The sequence below is a fragment of the Streptomyces lichenis genome, from assembly GCF_023218175.1.
Lineage (GTDB): Bacteria > Actinomycetota > Actinomycetes > Streptomycetales > Streptomycetaceae > Streptomyces > Streptomyces lichenis.
Map to the genome: position 1 here is coordinate 31,448 of NZ_JALPTH010000015.1, position 13,491 is coordinate 44,938.

Consider the following 13,491-nt stretch of genomic DNA (forward strand, 5'->3'; position numbering starts at 1 on the left):
CGGGCCGCCGCCCTTCACTCGTACGCGACGGGGCCGCGGCCCCGCGGGTGCGTGCGCTAGGCGCGCTGCTGATGTCGTTTGCCGCGGGTGGACATGTAGAGCATGTCGCCGAGGCCGACGATGACGACGGCCGCGACCACCTGGAGGATGTGGCGGCCCCAGTCGATGCCGGGGGTCGCCTCGATGCCGAAGGCCCGCGCGAGGGCGTTGCCGACGATGCCACCGATGATGCCGAAGATGGTGATCAGCCACAGCGGGCTGTGCTGCTTGCCTGGCAGGATCGCCTTGGCGAGCAGTCCCAGCACGAATCCGACGATGATCGCCCACAACCAGCCCATGGCTGCCTCCTCTGACGGATCGACGTGAGCAGTCCCGACAAGTCTGGAGCGCCTTGGCGCAACGCGCATGTCGGACTTCGGCGCGTGAGCGGCGGGGGCGGCGCCGGCGGGGGCATCCCCGCTGGTGGGACCCCCTCTCGTGGCCGGCCGATGGCGGGCGTACCGTGGGAGGCAGGTCCGGCCGGGGAAGCGCCGGACGCGGACGCGGGCGGTGGGGCACATGATGCGGAAGCACGGCAGCGATGAGGTCTTCCGGATCACGGGCGCCCGCCAGGGCCTGGCGGACGACGTCCGGGGCCGGCAGCGGCGCTATGTGATCTCCATGTCCATCCGTACGCTCTCGGTGATCGCGGCCGCCTCGCTGTGGAACGTGGAGCGCCATGTGGCGATCGTGGCCCTGGTGCTCGGCGCGGTGCTGCCGTACGTCGCCGTGGTGATCGCCAACGCGGGCCGGGAGAGCGCCCCTTCGCTGCCCTCCAGCTTCATGGGGGTGGGACCGCAGGAGCGGCCGATGCTCACCGCGGGCTCCTGGACCCCGCAGGGCGACTCCGGGTCCCCGCAGGGCGATGCGACGGCGGACGACCGTCGCGACCGCCCGGACGAGGAGCCTCGGGAGGGACCGCGTGACGGGGCGGAGCACCCGGCGGCCTGAGCGCGGCGGCAGGTGGAGCGCGGGGTTCCACCCGGCCCGCTCCGGTGGAGCGGAGGGTTCCGCGCGGACGGCTCCGTTCCGGCCTCGTTCAGCCTCTGTTCCGGCCTGCGAAGCTCAAGAAAAGCTCAGATCGATCGTGTGTTTCCGTGCCCGTGGGGCCGCTGCCCGTGACATACTTTCTACGCGCTCCGCATCCCCCGTCGGAGCGACGGACCGACGCCGGGCAGCTCCCCCCGTGGCTGCCCGGCGTCGCCTTTTTCGCCCTTCTCCTCCCCGCTGATCCTCTGCGAACGTTGGACGTGTACGCGTGTTTCCGAGTCCCGAACCCGTCGAGGCCGACGCTCCGATCTGCTCCGCGAAGGGCTGCCGGGCCGCGGCGGAGTGGGTGCTGGCGTGGAACAACCCCAAGCTGCACACCCCGGACCGCCGCAAGACCTGGCTGGCGTGCGAGGAGCATCGCGAGCACCTGTCGCAGTTCCTGGGGGTGCGCGGGTTCCTGAAGGACGTGGTGGCGCTGGCCGAGTGGGAATCCCGGCAGGGCGGCACCGGCGACTGACCCAGCTGTCCGCCTCAGCCGCCGATGGCCGACATGGGCCGCTCGGGCTGGAGGAAGCTGGGGTCGTCCAGACCGGAACCGGCCTTCTTCCCCCACATCGCGGTCCGCCACAGCTCGGCTATCTCCCGGTCCGGGGCACCGGAGCGGAGCGCGGCCCGCAGGTCGGTCTCCTCGCGGGCGAACAGGCAGGTGCGGACCTGGCCGTCGGCGGTGAGCCGGGTGCGGTCGCAGGCCCGGCAGAAGGGCCTGGTCACCGAGGCGATCACGCCGACGCGGTGCGGGCCGCCGTCCACCACCCAGCGCTCGGCGGGGGCCGAGCCGCGCTGCTCGTCGCCCTCCGGGGTGAGGGTGAAGCGGGTGCGCAGCGAGGCAAGGATGTCCCCGGCGGTGATCATGCCGTCGCGCTTCCAGCCGTGCTGTGCGTCGAGCGGCATCTGCTCGATGAAGCGCAGCTCGTAGTCGTGCTCGACCGCCCAGGCGAGCAGCTCGGGTGCCTCGTCGTCGTTGAGCCCGGGCATCAGCACGGAGTTGACCTTGACGGGGGTGAGGCCGGCGTCCCGGGCGGCGTGCAGTCCCTCGATGACGTCCCGGTGGCGGTCGCGGCGGGTGAGGGTCTTGAAGACGTCCGGGCGCAGGGTGTCCAGCGAGACGTTGACCCGGTCCAGGCCGGCGGCCTTCAGTGCGGGCGCGGCGCGCTTCAGCCCGATGCCGTTGGTGGTCAGGGAGAGGGTGGGGCGGGGCTCCAGCGCGGCACAGCGCTCGACGATGCCGACGAGGCCGGGGCGGAGCAGGGGCTCGCCGCCGGTGAAGCGGACCTCGGTGATGCCGAGCTCGGTGACGGCCAGGTGGATCAGCCGGACGATCTCGTCGTCGGTGAGCAGGTCGGGCTTGGCGAGCCACTGCAGGCCCTCTTCGGGCATGCAGTAGGTGCAGCGCAGGTTGCACCGGTCGGTGAGCGACACGCGCAGGTCGGTGGCCACGCGGCCGAAGGTGTCGATGAGCACGGTAGGGCCCCCTTCCCGGCAGTCCGTCTTCCCGGCTGTCTGTCCGGCTGTCTGTCCGGTTCGCATCTCCTCATTGAGCCTACGTGAGGGGTAGGACAACGACACGGGCCATTGACCACACAAGCGGCGCGGCCGTGTCGTAGGGATCTACGAGATCGCCACGACACGGCCGCGGTCGGTCACCCGAGGTGGCCGGAAGGGCCCGGGTCCGGGGCCGGGTCCGGGGTCAGTGGGCGCCGACGCCGGTGAGGGACTTGACCTCCAGCTCGGCGTACTTGCCGCGGTCCGGCTCCTCCTTGGAGAGCAGCGAGCCGAGCCAGCCGAGGAGGAAGCCGAGCGGGATGGAGATCAGCCCGGGGTTCTCCAGCGGGAACCAGGCGAAGTCGACGCCCGGGAACATCGAGGTCGGCTTGGAGGAGACGACCGGCGAGAACAGCACCAGCAGCACGGAGGAGGCCAGTCCGCCGTAGATCGACCAGAGCGCGCCCTGGGTGGTGAACCGCTTCCAGAACAGGCTGTAGAGGATGGTGGGCAGGTTGGCGGAGGCGGCGACCGCGAAGGCGAGCGCGACCAGGCCGGCCACGTTGAGGTCGCGGGCCATGGCGCCGAGGCCGATGGAGACGATGCCGATCAGGACGGTGGCGTAGCGGGCCGCGCGTACCTCCTCCTTCTCGGTGGCCTGGCCCTTGCGGATGACGTTGGCGTAGATGTCGTGGGCGAAGGACGAGGAGGAGGCGAGGGTCAGTCCGGCGACCACGGCGAGGATGGTGGCGAAGGCGACGGCGGAGATGACCGCGAGCAGGATGGCGCCGCCGGCCGAGTCCACTCCCCCGATGTGCAGGGCGAGCAGCGGGGCGGCGGTGTTGCCGGCCTTGTTGGAGGCGGTGATCTCCTCGGGACCGACGATGGCGGCGGCGCCGAAGCCGAGGGCGATGGTCATCAGATAGAAGGCGCCGATGATGCCGATGGCCCAGTTGACCGACTTCCGGGCGGCCCTGGCGGTGGGCACGGTGTAGAAGCGGATGAGGATGTGCGGCAGTCCGGCGGTGCCGAGGACCAGGGCGATGCCGAGGGAGAGGAAGTCCAGCTTGGAGGTGGGCGTCAGCCCGTACTTGAGGCCGGGCTCCAGGAAGGCGGCGCCCTTGCCGCTGTTCTCGGCGGCCTTGCCGAGGAGTTCGGAGACGTTGAAGCCGTACTTCAGCAGCACCAGGAAGGTGATCAGCAGGGTGCCGGCGATGAGCAGCACGGCCTTGACCATCTGGACCCAGGTGGTGCCCTTCATGCCGCCGATGGTCACGTAGAGGATCATCAGCACGCCGACCAGGGCGACGATGGCGATCTTGCCGCCGTCGGAGGTGATGCCGAGCAGCAGCGAGACCAGGACGCCGGCGCCGGCCATCTGGGCGAGCAGGTAGAAGATCGACACCACGATGGTGGAGGTGCCGGCGGCGGTGCGGACCGGGCGCTGGCGCATCCGGTAGGCGAGGACGTCGCCCATCGTGTAGCGGCCGGAGTTGCGCAGCGGTTCGGCGACCAGCAGCAGGGCGACCAGCCAGGCGACCAGGAAGCCGATGGAGTAGAGGAAGCCGTCGTAGCCGAAGAGGGAGATGGCGCCGGCGATGCCGAGGAAGGACGCGGCGGACATGTAGTCGCCGGAGATGGCGAGCCCGTTCTGGAAGCCGGTGAACTGCCGCCCGCCGGCGTAGAAGTCGGCCGCGGATCTGGTCTGCCGGCCGGCCCAGATGGTGATGGCGAGGGTGGCGAGGACGAAGGCCGCGAAGAGGGTGATGATCAGCGGCCGGTGCTCGGAGGCGTCGTTGGCGGCCGCGGTGGTCAGCAGGACGCTGTGGGTGCTGCTCATGCTCCGGCCTCCATACGGGACTTGATGGCCTCGGCCTTGGGGTCGAGCTTCGCCGCGGCGTGGCGCGAGTAGAGCCAGGCGATGAGGAAGGTGGTGAGGAACTGGGCGAGGCCCAGGACCAGGGCCACGTTGATGTTGCCGAAGAGCCTGGTGCCCATGAAGCCGCCCGCGTAGTTGGACAGCAGCACGTACAGCAGGTACCAGGAGATGAAGGCGATGGTCAGCGGGAAGGCGAAGGAGCGGTAGGACCGGCGCAGTTCACCGAACTCGGCGCTCCCCTGAACCTGCTCGAACTCCTCGGTCGTGGGCTGGACGGGACGGCGCTCCGGTCGGTCCTCGGGCGGCGGCGGGCTTGCGGTGGCCACGGAACTCTCCTCGTTGACGCGGCTGCGCTGGGCAACGGACGTGACGGCCGGCGATCGGCCGGGAGCCGGCGCTCGATTGAGGCGGCCCCCCTGACATGACAACGGCACGGACGCCGCGGCGACGCGGTTCACCTGCGGCCTCTTTCCGGTGACGGTCGTTCTTCGGCCACCGCGCGCCGGGCCGCGTGCGCCCCCGCGCCGGGCGCCTCATGGGCGGGGAGAACGCGACGGTTCCGGAGGGCGCCGATCCACTTGACCGCCAACTCCCCTGCACCCATTGAAGGACGGGGATGATCGGCGATAGCTTCGCTCGTCATGTACCCGTCCACACGCAGCCGTGTGCGGACGGACGTCACGGATGATGTGGAGAACCCATGGCTCATCTGGGAACCGGTCGCGGGCGCGTACTCGCGCTGCCCGCCGGTCTGGCCCTCACCGCCTCGCTCGGTCTGATGCCGGCGGCCGCCGCGGCCGTCCCGCAGACGGAGGCGCCCGCCGTGGCGAGCGTCCGCACGGTCGGCCCGAAGCTGTCGTACGTGGTGAACGTCTCGGGCGGGAACGCGGCCGCCAAGGCGGTGAAGAAGGCGATATCCCAGGCGGGCGGGGAGATCGTCACGTCCTACGACAAGATAGGCGTGATCGTCGTCCACTCGACGAACCCCGAGTTCGCCAAGACGATACGCACCGTGCGGGGCGTGAAGTCCGCGGGCGCCACCCGGACCGCCCCGCTGGCCGCCGCGAGCACCACCGACGTCCGCGTCGCCGAGCAGCCGCTGAGCGCCAAGGACGCGCGCGAGGCGGCGGCGAAGGCGGAGGAAGACGAGGACCCGTTCCAGCCGCTGCAGTGGGACCTGCCGGCCATCCAGGCCGACAAGGCGCACGAGAAGACCCTCGGCAGCAAGAAGGTGACCGTCGCGGTCATCGACACCGGTGTGGACGACACCCACCCGGACCTGGCGCCCAACTTCGACACCGCCGCCTCCGCCAACTGCGTGAGCGGCAAGGCGGACACCACGCCCGGCTCCTGGCGCCCGGCCGCCGGCGAGAGCGACCACGGCACCCATGTCGCGGGCACCATCGCCGCCGCCAAGAACGGTGTCGGCATCACCGGCGTCGCCCCCGGGGTGAAGGTCTCCGGCATCAAGGTCTCCACCCCGGACGGCTTCTTCTACACCGAGGCCGTGGTCTGCGGCTTCATGTGGGCCGCCGAGAACGGCGTCGAGGTCACCAACAACAGCTACTACGTGGACCCGTGGCAGTTCACCTGCAAGAACGACCTGGACCAGGGCGCCCTGGTCGAGGCGCTCCAGCGGGCCACCTCGTACGCCTGGGACAAGGGCACCGTCAACGTCGCGGCGGCCGGCAACGCCCGCACCGACCTGGCGGCGGACGAGGTCACCGACACCACCAGCCCCAACGACACCACCCCGGTCGAGCGCAAGGTCGACCCGTCGGTCTGCCCGGACGTGCCGACCATGCTGGACGGTGTGATCACCGTGTCGGCGACCGGCGCCAAGGACCTGAAGTCCTCGTACTCCAACTACGGCCTGGGCGTGGTGGACATCGCCGCGCCGGGCGGTGACTCCACCGTCTACCAGCCGCCGCAGGCCCCGGCCACCAACGGCCTCATCCTCTCCACGCTGCCGGGCGGCAAGTACGGCTACAAGGCCGGTACGTCGATGGCCTCCCCGCATGTGGCCGGTGTGGCCGCGCTGATCAAGTCCACCCACCCCAGCGCCTCGGCGGACAAGGTGGAGCGGCTGATCACCAGCCAGGCCGAGAGCACCGCCTGCCCGGAGCCGTACGACATCAACGGCGACGGCACGGTGGACGCGGTCTGCACCGGCGGTGTGGACGACAACAGCTTCTACGGCGCCGGTCTGACCAACGCGCTGAGGGCCGTCCGCAAGTAGCGGACCCGCGGGTCCGCTATTTCTGGTAGGTGACGGGGGGCTTCCCGGAGGTCGATGACACCGGGAGGCCCCCTTCGCCTGCTCCGGAAGGCCCCCGCTCGCATTCGCCTGGTGGCACCATTCCGCGGCCCGGCGCCGGATGCCATCCTCAAGATCATGGAACCTCGGGAAGAACCGGTCGTCATCGGCGGTGGTGCGGCGGGGGCATGGCGGGCGCTCGACGGCGGGCCCGCGCTCCTCGACCGGGTCACTTATGTCGCCGCCCACAGGGATGGCGTTCCGCTGCCCGCCCGGCTGCCGGTGCGGGAGCTGGCCCGTTCGGCGGTGGCGGTCTGCTCGCTGGCCGCCGCCGAGCTGGCCGCGACACGTGCCGGGCGGCGATCCGTCCCCCCGGTCACGGTGGACGACGGGGCGGTGGCCGCCGCCTTCGTCAGCGACCGGCTGGTCCGGCTGGACGGACGGGCCTGGGACACCTTCGCCCCGCTCTCCCGGTTCTGGCGCGCCTCGGACGGCTTTGTGCGCACCCACGCCAACTACCCGCACCACCGCGCCCGGCTGCTCGCCGCCCTCGGGTTGCCGGACGGCGGTGACGCGCTCCCCGCCCTGATGGCGCGGGCGGTCGCCGCCCGGACCGCCGAGGAGGTGGAGGAGGCGGTGTACGCGGCCGGGGGCCTCGCCGTGGCGGTACGGTCCCCGGGCCGCTGGGCGGCCGGTGAGCAGGGCGCCCTGCTGGCCGGGCAGCCGCTGACGGCGAGGGAGCGCACCGGCGGTTCCCTCCCGCTCCCGGCCGGCGGCACGCTCGCCCAGCCGTGCGCGGGCGTGCGGGTGCTGGATCTGACCCGGGTGCTGGCCGGGCCGGTCGCCACCCGGACGCTGGCGCTGCTCGGTGCGGAGGTGCTGCGGATCGACGCCCCCTTCCTGCCGGAGAGTCAGGAGGCGCACAACGACACCGGGCTCGGCAAGCGGTCGGCCCTGCTCGACCTGGGCCGGACCGCCGACCGCCGGACCTTCGAGGACCTCCTCGGGCAGGCGGACGTGGTGGTGACCGGCTACCGGCCCGGCGCCCTCGACCGGTTCGGGCTCGGCGCCCGGGAGCTGGCCGCCGCCCGCCCCGGGCTGGTGGTCGCGGAACTGTCCGCCTGGGGCCGCCAGGGGCCCTGGCGGGGACGGCGCGGCTTCGACAGCCTGGTCCAGGCCGCCACGGGCATCGCCGAGCTGGAAGGCTCCCCGGCCGCCCCGGGCGCCCTTCCGGCGCAGGCGCTGGACCACGGTACGGGCTATCTGCTGGCCGCCGCCGTGCTCCGCTCGCTGACCGAGCGGCACCAGGACGGCGGCGGCGCCCTCGCCCGGCTGACCCTCGCCCGCACCGCGCACTGGCTGCTCCGCGAACTGCGCCCGGAGCACGCCCCGGCGGCGGTGCCTCCAGGGATGGACGACCGGGAGGGAGACGACCCCGGGCGGTGGATGCTGGAGAGGACCGGGCCTCTGGGTGTGCTGGGCTATGCGCGCTCACCGGTGTCCTACCAGGGCGGCCCGGTGGACTGGGCCCGCCCGTCGGGGCGATGGGGAGCGGACCCGGCGCGGTGGACGGACCACGGATGACGACGGCGAGCGGCGGCGGACCGACGGGCGGAAACCGCCGACCTGACGAGCCATCACGCCTGGTACTACACCCGACACCACACCCCCGTACCGCAATGAAACGGACATTCCACTCGGTCAATCCGCCCATGCCGTACGGGTGTCCGGGCCGCCCGCCGACCGCGTTGTCGGTGGCGGGCTCTATTCTCGGGAACCATGCTCGACGATCCGACGACAGCAGGCATCTGGCCCGCCGCCTACCCACAGGGGTACGCGGTGGTCGACGTGGAGACCACCGGGCTCGCCCGCGACGACCGGATAGTGTCGGCTGCCGTCTACCGGCTGGACGCCCGGGGCGAGGTGGAGGACCACTGGTACACCCTGGTCAACCCCGAGCGCGACCCGGGCCCGGTGTGGATCCACGGACTGACCAGCGAGGTGCTGGAAGGGGCTCCGCTCTTCGCGGAGATCGCGGCCGAGTTCTCGGCGAGACTCGACGGGCGGGTGCTCGTCGCGCACAACGCGGTCTTCGACTGGTCGATGATCGCCCGCGAGTACGCCCGGGCGGAGCGCACCGCTCCGGTCCGCCAGCGGCTGTGCACCATCGCGCTCTCCAAGGAGCTGGCCCTGCCGCTGCCCAACTTCCGCCTGGAGGCACTGGCAAGCCACTTCGGCGTGGTGCAGCAGCGCGCGCACCATGCCCTGGACGACGCCCGGGTGCTGGCGGAGGCGTTCCGGCCGAGCCTGCACGCGGCCGCCGCCGGAGGTGTGCGGCTCCCGCTGCTGGAGTGCCTGCCGCTGACCGAGTGGGTCTCAGGACCCGCCACCCCGCGGGTCGGCCGGCAGGCCTCGTACCGCCCGGGCGGCTGGCGCCCCACCAGGAAGCGGACGCCCTGCCCGTATCCGAACCCGGGCCGCTACGAGGTCGGCGGGGCGCTGGTGCAGGGGATGCGGGTGGCCTTCTCCGGTGACACCTCGGTGGAGCGAGAGCTGCTGGAGGACCGCGCGGTCGAGGCCGGGTTGCACATCGCCACCAGCGTCTCCCGGCTCACCAGTGTGCTGGTCACCAACGACCCGGACTCGGCCACCTCCAAGACGGTCAAGGCGAAGGCGTACGGCACCCCGGTGATCGACGAGGCGGCCTTCACCCAGCTGCTGCGGGACGTCGCCCCGGCCCCCGGCGGGAGCGCGGCGGCAGACGGGTGACGGACCGGGCGTTGCTCCCCGGCGGGCGGCGTGCCGCGCCGCACCCTGTGGCGCATGGCACGTTGTGAGGTCTGCGGAAACGACTACGGCATGTCCTTCGAGGTGCACGCGCAGGGCGCGGTGCACGTCTTCGACTGCTTCGCCTGCGCCATCCACCGCATGGCGCCGATCTGCGAGCACTGCCGGGTCCAGATCATCGGGCAGGGCGTCGAGGTGGAGGGGCACTGGTTCTGCGGAGCGCACTGCGCCCGCGCGGAGAGGGGGGCGGTCGGCATCGTCGATAAGGTCTGAGCGGCGCGGTGTCGGGCGCGGCCCGAAGCCCGGCAGCATCACCGCCCGGGCCCACCTCCGCCGAATCGCCGGCGAGGCGGCCCCGGACGGTCGGCCGACGCCGACCCGGACTGCCGACGCGGGGACGGCCCCGGGCCCGTAGGCCGAGATCGGCCCCCGGACCGTCGGTACGGTGCCCTACGAGCTGCCGGCACGGGGCGGCCGGCGCGTAGGCCGAGGCGGCCGGACTCGCAGGCAGGGGTCGGCCCGAACTGCCAGTGGTCCGGGGCGGCCCCGGAACACCGGCCCAGGCCGGGCCTGAGTCGGCCGTCGGTGACGGCTCGGCGCGTAGGCCGGTGACGGCCCGGCCAGATCGCCGAGCGGCAAGGGCCGGGCCGGACCGCCGGGCGGCTGCGTGCGGAAGGGACCACCGGGCGGCAAGGGCCGGGCCGGACCACCGGGGCCCGGGCCGGGTCGCCGGGCAAGCGGGGCTCCGCGGGGTGGGCTCTCGGCCCTCGCCTCCCCCGCTCCGGGCGGCCCGAGCCGGATCGGCGGGCAACCGGGGCTCCGTCCGGGTCGGGCTCCCGGCTCTCGCCTCCCCCGCTCCTGGCGGGCCCTCCGGGACCCCGGGCCGGGTCGCGGTCGGCCGGGCTCTGCGCGGGACCCCGGGCCTGGCGGTCCGGGGCCCGAGTTGTACGGTCATGGGGTGTACCGCTTCCTGTTGTCCCGGCAGTGGGTGATCCTCACCCTGCTGGCCCTCGTGCTCATGCCCGTGATGGTCGAGCTGGGCTTCTGGCAGTACCACCGGCACGAGCACCGGGTGGAGCAGAACGGGCTGATCGAGGACAACCTGCGGGCGGAGCCGGTACCGGTGACGGAGCTGACCTCCCCGGGTCACACCGTGCCCCGTTCGGATTACTGGCGCCGCACCACCGTGACCGGCACCTTCGACGCGAAGCACGAGGTGGTGGTGCGCCGGCGCACCTCGGCCGACGAGCGGATCGGTGTGCTGGTGCTCACCCCGCTGGTGCTCCCCGACGGCCGCGCGGTGCTGGTGAACCGCGGCTGGGTCCCCGCCGCCCCGGACCAGATGACCTACCCGGAGGTGCCGCCCGCGCCCAAGGGCCGGGTGACGATCACCGGCCGGCTCAAGGCGGACGAGACGACCGGGGCCAGCGGGATCAAGGATCTCAAGGGCCTGCCGCCCCGCCAGGTGATGCTCATCGACAGCGGGCAGGCGGCGAGGACCCTGGGGCGACCGGTGCTCGGCGGGTATGTGGAGCAGACCGCTCCGACGCCCGCCGACGGCCGTCCCGAGCAGATCCCTGAGCCCGACCACGACTCCATCGGCCCCCATATGGCGTACGCGGTGCAGTGGTGGCTGTTCGTCGCCGCGGTGCCGGTGGGCTGGGTGGTCCTGGTCCGGCGTGAGCGCCGGGACCGGCTGGCCGCCGCCGCGGCCGAAGCGGCGGCGGCAGCGGAGGCCGGGGGCGCGGACGGCGAGCGTCCGGAGGCGGTGGCGGGGACCCCGGGCACCGCCTCCTGACTCCTGCCACCTGACCCGGGCCCCTCCGGACGCCTGCCCAAGGGCCTCGCCTCCGTCGGCGTCAGCCGGCCTGCCCGCCGGTCGGGGCGGACTGCTCCGGCACGGGCGCCGTGCCGAGGCTGCGGGCGGTGAGCCCCTTCAGCAGGTCCGCCAGGTCGAGACCGGTGGCGGAGCCCAGCAGCTCCATGCCCTGGGCCACGTTGTCCGTGACGGTCCGGGTCAGCTTGGTGGCGCCGTCGGTGGAGATGACCGTCATCTTGTCCACGGCGCTCAGCGGTTCGGCCGCCTTGCCGACGACCTGCGGCAGCACCTCGACCAGCATCTGGAGCACCGCCGCGTCCCCGTACTGGGCGAACGCGTCGGCCTTCTTCCGCATCGCCTCCGCCTCGGCCGAGCCCTTCGCGGCGATGGCGGCGGCCTCGGCCTCACCCTCGATCCGCACCGCGTCGGCCAGCGCCGCCCGGTGGGCCTTCTCGCCCTCACCGGTCAGCCGGGCCCGCTGGGCGTCCGCCTCGGCCTCCTTGACCTGGGCGATCCGGCGGGCCTCGGCCTCCTGCTCGGCCTGGTAGCGGGCGGCGTCGGCGGGCTTGCGCACCTGGGTGTCCAGCTCCCGATCGGTGAGCGCGGCCTGCCGCTCGGCGACCTTCTCCTGCTGGCTGAGGATCTCCTGCTGCCGGTCGGCCTCGGCGAGCGGCCCGGCGGCCGCCGCCTTCGCGGCCGCCTCGTCGGTCTCCGCCTTGATCTCGGCCTGCTTGAGCGCAAACGTCCGCTGGGCGATCGCGATCTCCTCCTCGGCCTTCAGCCGGGCCTGCTCCGACGCCCGGCGGGCGACGGCCTCGGCGATGTCGGCCTCCTGGCGGGCGCGCGCGGCCTCGGGCCGGCCCAGGTCCTCCAGATAGGAGCCCTCGGTGGTGATGTCCTGGATCTGGAAGGCGTCCAGCACCAGGCCCTGCCCGGACAAGCTGGCCTCGGCCTCCTCGGCGACCTGCCCGGCGAACGCCGCGCGGTCGCGGATGATGTCCTCCACCGACATCCGGCCCACGATGGACCGCAGCGCACCCGAGAGCACTTCCTGGGTGAAGCCGACGATGCCGTTCTGCTGCATCAGGAACCGCTGGGCGGCCGCCCGGATCGAGTCCTCGCCGCCGCCTACCTTGACGATGGCGACACCTTCGAGGTTGGCCTTGACCCCGCGCAGGGTCACCGCACCGCGCACGGCGACGGGGATGTGCCGGGAGGAGAGGTCCAGGGTGAACCGCTGCTGGACGAAGGGGACGACGAAGACCCCTCCGCCGACCACGACCTTCTGGCCGCTGTTGTCGGTGAACACCCGCCCGGTCTCCGGGTCGGTGGACTTCTTGCCGCGGCGGCCGGTGATGATGAACGCCTCGCTCGGACCGGCGACCTTGTAGCGCGTGATCACGACGAGGCCGAGCAGCACCAGGAGTACGACGACTCCCACCACTGCGATGGCGACCGGACTCATGACGTGTCTCCCTCCTGCCGTCCCGAGGAGGCAGATCGATGGGGCTGACATGCGGAAAGGGAAGAGAAAGCGGACACGGAAGGGAAAACGGAAGGCGGCGACGGGGGGGAGTGGCGGAGCCGGAGGGGCGGGGACGCGTGGGGAAACGATCCGTCAGCGTTCCACCGGGCGCACCAGGACCGCGCTGGGCGACAGCGCCTGCTCGACCCAGACCTCCGCGCCGCGCCCGACCGGGCCGGCCGATCTGGCGGCGAACTTCACCGGCTGGCCGGCCACCCGCAGCAGCACCTCGCCGTACCCCTCGCCGGGGATGGCGGTGACCACCGTCCCGGTGGTGCCGACGAGGTCGTCGCCGCGCGGGGCGCCCGTACCCCCGTCGTTCATCAGGGCCCGGCTGACCCGCCAGGTGAGCCACCCGGCGCCGGCGCCGGCCACGGCTCCGACCTCGGTGGCGGGGCCCGCGCCCAGCCCGGTGGTGCCGAGCACGATCGCCCCGGTGAAGCCGAGCATCGAGACGAACCCGGCGATCACCGGCAGGGAGAGCCAGCCGTCCAGCAGGCCGCCCACCCCGTCGAAGACGCCCTCCAGCACTCCGTCGAGCACCAGGGAGGCGACGAGCAGCACGATCCCGGCGATGCCCAGCCCGAGGAATACCCCCATGTCCCCCGCCCCCTTCGTACGGACCCCGGTACGGGACGTACCGGCCCTGCGCA

The 13,491-nt window shown here is 72.8% G+C and carries 13 protein-coding genes; 7 read left to right on the plus strand and 6 right to left on the minus strand.

The window, feature by feature from the left end; translation table 11 throughout:
* Positions 1–56: 56 nt before the first annotated feature.
* Positions 57–338: a GlsB/YeaQ/YmgE family stress response membrane protein gene (locus M1O15_RS16485; protein WP_248634624.1), complete on the minus strand. Its 282-nt coding sequence runs from the start codon at positions 336–338 to the stop codon at positions 57–59.
* A 223-nt stretch (positions 339–561) separates the two neighbouring features.
* On the opposite strand from M1O15_RS16485, the gene M1O15_RS16490 reads away from it, so the two are divergent.
* Complete coding sequence (locus M1O15_RS16490) at positions 562–990, plus strand: DUF3099 domain-containing protein (RefSeq protein ID WP_248634746.1); 429 nt, start codon at positions 562–564, stop codon at positions 988–990.
* 307 nt (positions 991–1,297) lie between these two features.
* Positions 1,298–1,546 (plus strand): hypothetical protein, encoded by a 249-nt coding sequence (locus tag M1O15_RS16495; RefSeq protein ID WP_248634625.1) that lies wholly within the window; start codon positions 1,298–1,300, stop codon positions 1,544–1,546.
* 14 nt (positions 1,547–1,560) lie between these two features.
* Here M1O15_RS16495 and moaA read toward each other — a convergent pair whose 3' ends face one another.
* From moaA to M1O15_RS16510, 3 genes are all read right to left on the minus strand, one after another.
* Positions 1,561–2,550 (minus strand): GTP 3',8-cyclase MoaA, encoded by a 990-nt coding sequence (moaA, locus tag M1O15_RS16500; protein WP_248634626.1) that lies wholly within the window; start codon positions 2,548–2,550, stop codon positions 1,561–1,563.
* A gap of 226 nt (positions 2,551–2,776) precedes the next feature.
* On the minus strand, positions 2,777–4,411 hold the full coding sequence (locus M1O15_RS16505) for a monocarboxylic acid transporter (protein ID WP_248634627.1): 1,635 nt from the start codon (positions 4,409–4,411) through the stop codon (positions 2,777–2,779).
* Positions 4,408–4,776: a DUF485 domain-containing protein gene (locus M1O15_RS16510; protein WP_248634628.1), complete on the minus strand. Its 369-nt coding sequence runs from the start codon at positions 4,774–4,776 to the stop codon at positions 4,408–4,410. Before M1O15_RS16510 ends, M1O15_RS16505 begins: the two co-directional genes overlap by 4 nt.
* A gap of 374 nt (positions 4,777–5,150) precedes the next feature.
* On the opposite strand from M1O15_RS16510, the gene M1O15_RS16515 reads away from it, so the two are divergent.
* The 5 genes from M1O15_RS16515 (at position 5,151) to M1O15_RS16535 (ending at position 11,292) form a co-directional block, all read left to right on the plus strand.
* Entirely contained in the window at positions 5,151–6,689 is a 1,539-nt protein-coding gene (locus M1O15_RS16515; RefSeq protein ID WP_248634629.1) for a S8 family serine peptidase, read from the plus strand.
* Positions 6,690–6,845: 156 nt separating this feature from the next.
* A complete protein-coding gene (locus M1O15_RS16520; RefSeq protein ID WP_248634630.1) occupies positions 6,846–8,291 on the plus strand; it encodes a CoA transferase in 1,446 nt (481 codons plus the stop codon).
* Between the two features lie 195 nt (positions 8,292–8,486).
* Positions 8,487–9,476 carry a DEDDh family exonuclease gene (locus M1O15_RS16525; RefSeq protein ID WP_248634631.1) on the plus strand — a complete coding sequence of 330 codons (990 nt, stop codon included), beginning with the start codon at positions 8,487–8,489 and terminating at the stop codon, positions 9,474–9,476.
* Between the two features lie 54 nt (positions 9,477–9,530).
* Positions 9,531–9,767: a metallothionein gene (locus M1O15_RS16530; protein ID WP_248634632.1), complete on the plus strand. Its 237-nt coding sequence runs from the start codon at positions 9,531–9,533 to the stop codon at positions 9,765–9,767.
* A gap of 685 nt (positions 9,768–10,452) precedes the next feature.
* Complete coding sequence (locus M1O15_RS16535; RefSeq protein WP_248634633.1) at positions 10,453–11,292, plus strand: SURF1 family cytochrome oxidase biogenesis protein; 840 nt, start codon at positions 10,453–10,455, stop codon at positions 11,290–11,292.
* A 61-nt stretch (positions 11,293–11,353) separates the two neighbouring features.
* On the opposite strand, the gene M1O15_RS16540 is transcribed toward M1O15_RS16535, so the two are convergent.
* Both M1O15_RS16540 and M1O15_RS16545 read right to left on the minus strand, forming a co-directional pair.
* The gene (locus tag M1O15_RS16540; RefSeq protein ID WP_248634634.1) at positions 11,354–12,778 is read right to left on the minus strand and encodes a flotillin family protein; all 1,425 of its coding nucleotides are present in this window, start codon (positions 12,776–12,778) and stop codon (positions 11,354–11,356) included.
* 153 nt (positions 12,779–12,931) lie between these two features.
* A complete protein-coding gene (locus tag M1O15_RS16545) occupies positions 12,932–13,438 on the minus strand; it encodes an NfeD C-terminal domain-containing protein (protein WP_248634635.1) in 507 nt (168 codons plus the stop codon).
* Positions 13,439–13,491 lie beyond the last annotated feature (53 nt).

Bases quoted from the DNA above. Each gene is read 5' to 3' on its own strand.
- M1O15_RS16485 (WP_248634624.1), bottom strand. From the start codon at position 338: ATGGGCTGGTTGTGGGCGATCATCGTCGGATTCGTGCTGGGACTGCTC.
- M1O15_RS16490 (WP_248634746.1), top strand. From the start codon at position 562: ATGCGGAAGCACGGCAGCGATGAGGTCTTCCGGATCACGGGCGCCCGC.
- M1O15_RS16505 (WP_248634627.1), bottom strand. From the start codon at position 4,411: ATGAGCAGCACCCACAGCGTCCTGCTGACCACCGCGGCCGCCAACGAC.
- M1O15_RS16515 (WP_248634629.1), top strand. From the start codon at position 5,151: ATGGCTCATCTGGGAACCGGTCGCGGGCGCGTACTCGCGCTGCCCGCC.
- M1O15_RS16520 (WP_248634630.1), top strand. From the start codon at position 6,846: ATGGAACCTCGGGAAGAACCGGTCGTCATCGGCGGTGGTGCGGCGGGG.
- M1O15_RS16525 (WP_248634631.1), top strand. From the start codon at position 8,487: ATGCTCGACGATCCGACGACAGCAGGCATCTGGCCCGCCGCCTACCCA.
- M1O15_RS16530 (WP_248634632.1), top strand. From the start codon at position 9,531: ATGGCACGTTGTGAGGTCTGCGGAAACGACTACGGCATGTCCTTCGAG.
- M1O15_RS16540 (WP_248634634.1), bottom strand. From the start codon at position 12,778: ATGAGTCCGGTCGCCATCGCAGTGGTGGGAGTCGTCGTACTCCTGGTG.
- M1O15_RS16545 (WP_248634635.1), bottom strand. From the start codon at position 13,438: ATGGGGGTATTCCTCGGGCTGGGCATCGCCGGGATCGTGCTGCTCGTC.